The sequence below is a fragment of the Streptomyces sp. CBMA291 genome, from assembly GCF_014596525.1.
In the GTDB taxonomy this organism is placed as follows: Bacteria; Actinomycetota; Actinomycetes; order Streptomycetales; family Streptomycetaceae; genus Streptomyces.
This window is the reverse complement of the sequence record NZ_MSJP01000100.1, coordinates 23,624-29,904: the sequence shown is the minus strand read 5'-3', so window position 1 is coordinate 29,904 and position 6,281 is coordinate 23,624. Positions and strand designations below refer to the sequence as shown.

The following is a 6,281-nucleotide window of genomic DNA, read 5'->3' as shown; positions in this document are numbered from 1 at the left end:
GCCCCCGCCCGCCGTGCCCGAGCGGGCCGCGCCCCCGTCTCCGTGCGGAGGCCGGGCGCGGGCCGCGTGCCCCGCCCCCGTCCGCCCCGACCCACGCCCCCGATCGAGGTAGTCCGGCCATGAACTCCCGCCAGCGCCGCGGCGTCATCCTGCTGCTGCTGTCCGTCCTGTGCGCACTCGGCGCCTTCGCCGGCGTCCTCGCCGTCATCAGCGACGTGAACTCCAAGGTCGGACCGGAGACCACCGCGTACCGGATCAAGGGCGACGTGGAGCCCTACACCGCGCTCAGGCCCGACCAGTTCGAGAAGTTCACCATCCCCGAGCGCTGGCTCTCCGGGACCGCCGTCACCGATCTGCGCCAGATCGAGGGCCGGATCGCCGTCACCCGGCTCAAGGCCGGCTCCCTCCTCCAAACGGACATGATCGTCAAGCGGCCCGAACTCCAGCCGGGCCAGCAGGAGATCGCCATCATGATCGACGCGGGCACCGGAGTCGCCGGAAAGATCACCGCGGGGGCCACCGTCAACATCTACGCGACGTTCGCAGGTGAGAAGAAGGGCCAGACCTCCCAGTCCCGCATGATCGTCGCGGGGGCCCGGGTCATCGACGTCGGCCGCCTCACCCCGGTCAACGAGCGCTCCGACCGGGCCGACCGCGCCACCTCCGCCGTCCCCATCACCTTCGCCCTCTCCACCCTCGACACCCAGCGCGTCGCCTACGCCGAGTCCTTCGCCGAGCACGTACGGCTCGCCCTCGTCGCCCCCGGCACCGGCGACACCCCCGCGGACCAGCGCGACCGCACCTACACGCTCGACAAGGACAAGTGAGGCCCGGTATGCCCACCAGGATCCTTCCGGCCGTCGGCGACCCCGACGCGGCCCGAGCCGTCACGACCCTCGTCGGCCAGCTCCCCGACGCCGAACCGGCCCCGCCGGTCGCCGACTCCACCCAGCTGATCGACACCCTCGCCCGGCTCGCCGCCGCCTCCCTCGACGAACTGCCCGAGGTCGTCCTCGTCCACGAGCGGATCGGACCCGTCCCCGCCCTCGAACTCGTCCGCGAGGTCGCCCTCCGCTTCCCCGCCGTCGGCGTCGTCCTCATCACCGCCGACGCGAGCCCCGGCCTCTTCTCCGCCGCCATGGACTCCGGCGCCCGGGGCCTGGTCACCCTCCCCCTGGGCTACGAGGAACTCGCCAGCCGCGTCCAGGCAGCCGCCCAGTGGTCCCTGGGCGTCCGCCGGCACCTCGGCGGAGGCGCCGAACAGCTCACCGGACCCGGCGGCACCGTCGTCACCGTCAGCGGCGCCAAGGGCGGTGTGGGCGCCACCGTCACCGCCGTCCACCTCGCCCTCGCCGCCCTCGCCTCAGGACGGACCGTCGCCCTCGTCGACATGGACCTCCAGAGCGGCGACCTCGCCTCCTACCTCGACGTCCAGTTCCGGCGTTCGGTCGTCGACCTCGCCGCCATCACCGACATCTCGCCCCGCGTCCTCCAGGACGCCGTCTACGCCCACGAGACCGGGCTCTCCCTGCTCCTCGCCCCCGCCGAGGGCGAACGCGGCGAGGAGGTCACCGACCGCGCCGCCCGGCAGATCGTCAGCGCCCTGCGCGGGCGCCACGAGGTCGTCGTCGTCGACTGTGGCTCCCAGCTGAGCGGCGCGGGCGCCGCCGTCATCGAGATGGCCGACACCGCCCTCCTCGTCACCACCCCCGACGTCGTCGCCGTCCGGGCCGCCAAACGGACCGTCCGCATGTGGGAACGGCTCTCCGTCCGCAAGGCGGAGGAGACCGTCACCCTGGTCAACCGCCACCACCGGACCAGCGAGATCCAGCCACCCCTCGTCCAGAAGATCACCGGCACCCGGGTGGCGGGCGTCGCCGTCCCCGCCCACTTCAAGGAACTCCAGGCCGTCGTCGACGCGGGCCGCCTCCACGAACTCGACGCCAAGTCGACCGTCAAGCAGGCGCTGTGGACCCTCGCGGGCGAGCTGGGCCTGGCCGGAGCCCCGGCCGCCCCCGCCCCCGGCAAGCAGCTCGCCCGCGCCGGTGACCGGGGCTCCCTCGGCCTGCGTCGCCGCACCGGAGGCCGCTGACCCATGGCCGTACTCCGGGACGACGACGGCGGGCAGGTGGCGGTGGAGTTCGCCGGCATGGTGCCGCTGATCCTGATCACCCTCGCCCTGCTCTGGCAGCTCGTCCTGGTCGGCTACGCGTACATCCTCGCGGGCAACGCCGCCGACGAGGCCGCCCGCGCGGCGGCCGTCGGCGACGACTGCGGGGAAGCCGCCCTGCGCCACCTCGACGGCGCCTGGGCCTCCGGCGCCACACCGAGCTGCTCCCGGGGCGGCGGCCTGGCGACGGCGACGGTCTCCATCGACGTCCCCCTCCTGGTCCCGGGCCTCGGCGGCCTCTTCCCGGTCAAGGCCAAGGCGGCGGCGGTCGACGAGGAGGGCCTGGAGAAGTGAGCGCGGAGAGGCGGGAAGCGGACGCCCGCACGGCTGTGGGCGGAGGAGACGTACGTACGGCTCCGAGGACGGCGACTGCCCGTGCCGCCGTGGCCCCGGGCTCGCGTACTGGAGGAGCGGACGTCCGTACGGCTCAGGGCTCGGCCCCCGGCGCGGCGGGCCCCGGTCCCGCCGCGCGCGTGCCCGACCCCCGTACGGCTTCCGCTGGCCAAGCCCGGCTTGGCGCCCGTACGGCCTCCACCGTCCAGGCCCGGTCCGGCCCCCGAACGCCCCGCGACCGCGGTCAAGTCGCCATCGAGTACCTCGGCTTCCTCCCGGTCCTGCTCCTCGTCGGGCTCGCCGGGCTTCAGCTCGGGGTCGCCGCGTACGCCGCACAGCAGGCGGGTGCCGCCGCCCGTGCCGCCGCGCGGGCCGTGAGCGTCAAGGGCGAGGGCGAGGGCGGGCCCGACGCCGGGGCCGCCGCCCACGCCGCCGCCGACCGGGTGAGCGGTGTCAAGGTCGTCCCGGGCGCCGACGACGTCACCGTCACCGTGTGGGTCAAGGTCCCGCAGGTCGTGCCCTTCTGGACCTTCGACCCCGTGAAGCGGACCGCCACCATGCCCCTGACCGACGAGGAGGACCGGCCATGAGTCTGCGGGCCCGGCTCAACGCCCCCGAGGACCGTACCGGCGGCGCGGCGGCACGGGAGGACGGCCACCTCGTCGCCTCCTTCCGCGCCAAACTCCTGGAGGAGATCGACCTCACGGAGATGTCCGCGCTGGCCGCCGCCGAGCGCCGCGCCCGGCTCGAACGCGTCCTCGGCCACATCATCAGCCGCGAGGGCCCCGTCCTCTCCACCGCCGAGCGGGCCCAGCTGATCCGCCGGGTCGTCGACGAGGCACTCGGTCTCGGCGTACTCGAACCGCTCCTCGAAGACGCCTCCATCACCGAGATCATGGTCAACGGCCCCGACCAGATCTTCATCGAGCGTGCGGGCCGGGTCGAACTCCTGCCGCTCCGCTTCGCCTCCCACGACCAGCTGATGCAGACCATCGAGCGGATCGTCTCCACCGTCAACCGGCGCGTCGACGAGTCCAACCCGATGGTCGACGCCCGGCTCCCCTCGGGCGAGCGCGTCAACGTCATCATCCCGCCGCTCTCCCTGACCGGCGCCACCCTCACCATCCGCCGCTTCCCCCGCGCGTACACCCTCCACGAGATGGTCGGCCTCGGCTCCCTCGACGAGCACATGCTGTTCCTGCTCTCCGGGCTCGTCCAGGCCAAGTTCAACCTGATCGTCTCCGGCGCCACCGGCACCGGCAAGACCACCCTCCTCAACGCCCTCTCCGGCCTCGTCCCCGACGGCGAACGCATCATCACCATCGAGGACTCCGCCGAACTCCAGCTCCAGCAGTCCCATGTGATCCGGCTCGAAGCCCGCCCGCCGAACATCGAGGGCCGGGGCGCCATCACCATCCGCGACCTCGTCCGCAACTCGCTGCGCATGCGCCCCGACCGCATCATCGTCGGAGAGGTCCGCGGCGGCGAGACCCTCGACATGCTCCAGGCCATGTCCACCGGCCACGACGGCTCCCTCGCCACCGTCCACGCCAACTCCGCCGAGGACGCCCTCATGCGCCTCCAGACCCTGGCCTCCATGTCCGAGGTCAAGGTCCCCTTCGAGGCGCTCCGCGACCAGATCAACAGCGCCGTCGACATCCTCGTCCAGCTCACCCGGCACCCCGACGGCGCCCGCAGGATCACCGAGATCTCCGTCCTCGCCTCGCACGGGCGGGAACGCTTCCTGCTCGCCACCCTCTGCCGCTTCCACGCCCAGCCGCTCGCCTCCGACGGACGGGTCCACGGACACTTCACCCACCACCCGCTGCCCCGCAGGGTCGCCGAACGCCTCTACCTGGCCGGCCAGCCCCTCCCGCAGGCCTTCGGCGTGGCCCCCGACGACGCCCACCTCACCACCCGCGAGGCGGAATGATGACCGACCCCTTCTGGCTGACGACGGGCGTGACCCTGCTCGCCTGCGCGCTCGGCATCGTCGGCGTGCAGCTGTACGCGTCCGGCGCCCGCCGCCACGCGGACCTCGTCGCCCGCCTCGACGACACCGCCGCACCCGACACCCCGGGCAGGCGCCGCCGCTTCCGGGGCATCGACCGGAGCGTCCGGCGCACCGCCCTCGGCCGGAAACTGGAACGGCGGATCTCGGCCACCGGACTCGACGTCACCCCCGGCGAGTTCACCGTCGCCCTCGCCGTGACCGTCGTCGTGCTCTGGGTCGCCGGACAGTCCCTGCTCTCCCCGTTCTTCGGCCCCCTCTGCGGCCTCCTCGGCATCTGGGTCGCCCTCGGCTACCTCAACTGGCAGCGCCAGAAGCGGATCGAGAAGTTCATCAACCAACTCCCCGAACTCTCCCGCATCCTGGCCAACGCCACCCAGGCCGGACTCGCCCTCCGGATGGCCCTCAGCCTCGCCGCCGACGAACTGGAGGCACCCGCCGGGGACGAACTGGAGAAGGTCGCCCAGCAGCTCGCCGTCGGCACCTCCCTCGACGACGCCCTCGGCGAACTCGCCGAACGCCTTCCCTCCCGCGAACTCGTCGTCCTCGTCACCACCCTGGTCCTCGCCAACCGGGCCGGCGGCACCGTCGTCTCCTCGCTGCGCAACCTCACCGACACCCTTGAGGAACGCAAGGAGACCCGGCGCGAGGTCCGCACCCAGCTCTCCCAGGTGAGCATGACCGCGTACGCCGTCCCCGTCATCGGCGTCGGCTCCCTCTTCCTCATCGACAACATGCAGCCCGGCGCCCTCGACCGGATGACCGGCTCCGGCATCGGCCAGGCGGCCGTCGTCGCCGCCTTCGCCCTGTACGCCGTCGGATTCGCCGTCATCCGCCGCGTCTCCAAGATCGACGTGTAGGGGCCGCCGCCATGGACCTCCTCCTCTCCCTCCTCGCCGGGCTCTCCGTCGCCGGAGCGGGCTACGGGCTGCGCCTCTACCGCGCCGACGCCAGACTCCCCGACGACCTCCGGCTCGCCCTGGAAGTCGGCGCCACCCGCACCGGCGCCGTCGGCTCCGCCGTCGACCGGCTCGGCATGCGCTGGTCCCCGGCGGTGCTCCGGCTCATGGGCCCCAAACGGGTCAGCGCGGTGCGCCGCCGCATCGACCTGGCCGGAAACCCCGGCGGCCTCACCATCGACCGGTACGGGGCCCGACGGGCCGTCTACGGCTTCCTGGGGGCCCTCGGCGGCCTGGTGATGCTCGGCAAGGGCTCCTACCTCACGGCCCTGTTGCTGCTCGCCTTCGGCGCCTTCTGGACGGAGGTCGGCATCTGGTCCGCCGTCCGCATCCGCAAGGACCAGATCGAGCGGACCCTGCCCGACTTCCTCGACGTCCTCGCCGTCGTCGTCTCCGCCGGACTCGGCTTCCGCCAGGCCCTCGAACGCGTCGCCGAGAAGTACGAGGGACCCTGGTCCGACGAACTCCGCATCACCCTGCGCCAGATGGACATGGGTGTCAGCCGCCGCCAGGCCTTCGACGAACTGCGCCGCCGCAACGACTCCGAGCAGGTCGCCCAGTTCGTCACCGCCCTCCAGCAGGGCGAGGAACTGGGCGCGCCGATCGTCGACACCCTGATCCAGATCGCCAACGACATGCGCCGCACCGACGCGCAGAACGCGCGCCGCAAGGCGGCCAAGGCGGTGCCCAAGGCGACCATGGTGATCACCACGCTGATGGTCCCCGCCACGATGATCCTCCTCGGCGCGGGCCTCTTCCTGGGCACGGGCACGGACTTCGGCTCGGTCACGGGGGAGTGAGGGCGATG

7 protein-coding genes are annotated in these 6,281 nt (G+C 73.0%); all 7 read left to right on the top strand.

Annotation, left to right across the window (positions count from 1 at the left end; translation table 11 throughout):
• Positions 1 to 119: 119 nt before the first annotated feature.
• Positions 120 to 827, top strand: a complete 708-nt coding sequence (gene cpaB, locus BU197_RS24270) for a Flp pilus assembly protein CpaB (RefSeq protein ID WP_188270435.1) — start codon at positions 120 to 122, stop codon at positions 825 to 827.
• An 8-nt stretch (positions 828 to 835) separates the two neighbouring features.
• A complete protein-coding gene (locus BU197_RS24265) occupies positions 836 to 2,092 on the top strand; it encodes a CpaE family protein (protein ID WP_188270434.1) in 1,257 nt (418 codons plus the stop codon).
• Positions 2,093 to 2,095: 3 nt separating this feature from the next.
• On the top strand, positions 2,096 to 2,464 hold the full coding sequence (locus tag BU197_RS24260) for a TadE/TadG family type IV pilus assembly protein (RefSeq protein WP_188270433.1): 369 nt from the start codon (positions 2,096 to 2,098) through the stop codon (positions 2,462 to 2,464).
• A 293-nt stretch (positions 2,465 to 2,757) separates the two neighbouring features.
• Positions 2,758 to 3,093: a TadE/TadG family type IV pilus assembly protein gene (locus BU197_RS24255; RefSeq protein ID WP_411158531.1), complete on the top strand. Its 336-nt coding sequence runs from the start codon at positions 2,758 to 2,760 to the stop codon at positions 3,091 to 3,093.
• The gene (locus BU197_RS24250; RefSeq protein ID WP_188270431.1) at positions 3,090 to 4,436 is read left to right on the top strand and encodes a CpaF family protein; all 1,347 of its coding nucleotides are present in this window, start codon (positions 3,090 to 3,092) and stop codon (positions 4,434 to 4,436) included. Before BU197_RS24255 ends, BU197_RS24250 begins: the two co-directional genes overlap by 4 nt.
• Complete coding sequence (locus BU197_RS24245; protein ID WP_188270430.1) at positions 4,433 to 5,374, top strand: type II secretion system F family protein; 942 nt, start codon at positions 4,433 to 4,435, stop codon at positions 5,372 to 5,374. Before BU197_RS24250 ends, BU197_RS24245 begins: the two co-directional genes overlap by 4 nt.
• Positions 5,375 to 5,385: 11 nt before the next feature.
• Positions 5,386 to 6,273, top strand: coding sequence for a DUF5936 domain-containing protein (locus tag BU197_RS24240; RefSeq protein WP_188270429.1), 888 nt, complete (start codon positions 5,386 to 5,388; stop codon positions 6,271 to 6,273).
• Positions 6,274 to 6,281 lie beyond the last annotated feature (8 nt).